Here is a 1870-nt window from a genome sequence, read left to right as displayed (position 1 = left end):
TCTGGGGACGTAACACCGGTCAATCTGGACAATTGGGCGTCTGTTAGTATCTCGCTCATCGTTCTATCCTGTAAACACTGGCATGATTAAATCTGCGCCTACCTTCCAACTAACCACGGTAAGGGTTGTTTGGGTGTTGGATTCACCACAGTCCTATGGCCGCTTCGATACCGCTGCATACGCTGCCCTATCTCATATCTCGATCACTTATACATTCTGAAAACAGGGCCCCGTACTGGCGGCCCTAGCGGTCACTGCTGACTGAGTGCGCCGGGGCGCTGGCTAAAAATTGCTTGCGAGGGCGTCACCGGCCCTCTGTAGATCCATATCCAAAAGCCACTCGTGGACTTTTGATTCGTGAACGCGATAATGCCTGGCGAGAACGCCGATGATTTGCTGATCCGAAGGCCGGGAATTCTCGGCGGTGGTTTGCCTGATCGAGCCGAGTTCGCGAGACGCCGAGATCTCTGCCGATTGCGGCTCGATTTTTTGTTGCACCTGCTCTGCCTGCTGGCGCTTTTGATCTGCGGCCTTATGCTCTGCAATCCTTGCCGTGATCGTTGCACGCAGGTCGTCGTTGTCTTTCAGTACCAATTGCTGGGCATCTGCAAACAGTGTCTCGTAGCCGGCGGCATCACTGCGTAGGGTTTCCAGGTTCAGGCGGATCTTATCGGCGATCTGGTTGGCCTCGATTTTCGCGCGGGCCAGTTCAGTATCTACTGCATCACGCAGACTGCTGATTGTCCTTTTGCTTTTCATGACTCCAGGGAAATCGGTGATGATGGCAGGCATACGGATCTTGCCACCCAGCGTCTTGTTGATCTGTTCGATATGCGTAATCAGCGTATCAGCTGCAGCCATGGCGATTTCTTCGCGGATCTCCTTCTTGCGTGCCTTGACCAATTTCTCAAGTTCTAGGCGTTTGCTACGTGCCTGCTCACTAATATCGTCGATAGCACGGAACAGCTCGTCGATGCTTTGGGTTTGACTGAGCGCGTGATCCTTGGCGGCGCTCAGGCGCTGTTCGACCTCTTTGCACCATTTGACCGTCTGTTCTGCATCCGCGAAATGCTGGTCTGTTTTAAGTTCGGTATTAATGCCTTTAAAGACGGTTAGAGCATGGTCTTGAAACTGCTTGAGGTTACTGGCGGTGACCATGCCGGTGACTTCGATACGTAGTGCCGGCAGTGTTTCAGGAGTTTGACCGGTAGCTTCGACCTGCTCAGTCTCTGGCTTGTAGTTGGAAAGGTCTTCCGCGAACTGCTGCCATCCGGCGATCAACGCGGCTCGGCGCTCAGGTACCGAAACGTATTCCATGCTGTAGCAAGCGTCCGGCGAGCCGTCAGAAGTTGTGAATATCGCCCGCTCTGCGCCACTGACAAGGAGTTGGTGCTCTAGTTGCCAGTAATAATGCGGTTCGAGATTGCCCTCGCGTACACTGTCAGCGAGCCCGGCACTGTATAGCTTGTGCTCCCAGATCAGTGACTCATCCATGGTTATGCCATCGAACGATGCTAGATAGGTTCCACAGTCACTCACTCCAGTCGCCGGGAACAGCTCTTCGCCGAGTTCGTGCTCGATATGTCCCCGAATGGATGCTTCGGCTTCATGGCCTTTTTGGAAAAGCCGGTATTGGGCGTCAGTTATTCCTTCACTGAGTCCTGTCGCCTTTTCTTTGATGAGTTGAGAGCGGGTTTTGTATTTACTCTCTCCCATCATCGCTGGTGCTTCGCTGGCGGTGAAGTAGTTGACGCGTGCGGCGTGCCACTCCACGCTACCTTGTGTCAAATTGAGAATTTTCATTACGCGGCCTCCTGAGTACCGATATTCAATATGCGCTGGCGCTGCTGCTCGGTGAGTACAGCGCGGC

Annotated in this window: 1 protein-coding gene; it reads right to left on the bottom strand. The window is 53.7% G+C overall.

All coding sequences use genetic code 11. The annotated features are described in order from the left end of the window. Positions 1-282: 282 nt before the first annotated feature. Positions 283-1803, bottom strand: a complete 1521-nt coding sequence (locus ABVT36_RS18905; RefSeq protein WP_368457949.1) for a YqaJ viral recombinase family protein — start codon at positions 1801-1803, stop codon at positions 283-285. Between the last annotated feature and the right edge of the window lie 67 nt (positions 1804-1870).

This window comes from Microbulbifer sp. TYP-18 (assembly GCF_040932045.1).
In the GTDB taxonomy this organism is placed as follows: domain Bacteria; phylum Pseudomonadota; class Gammaproteobacteria; order Pseudomonadales; family Cellvibrionaceae; genus Microbulbifer.
The sequence above is the reverse complement of the archived record's forward strand: the minus strand, read 5'-3'. Positions and strand labels throughout refer to the sequence as shown.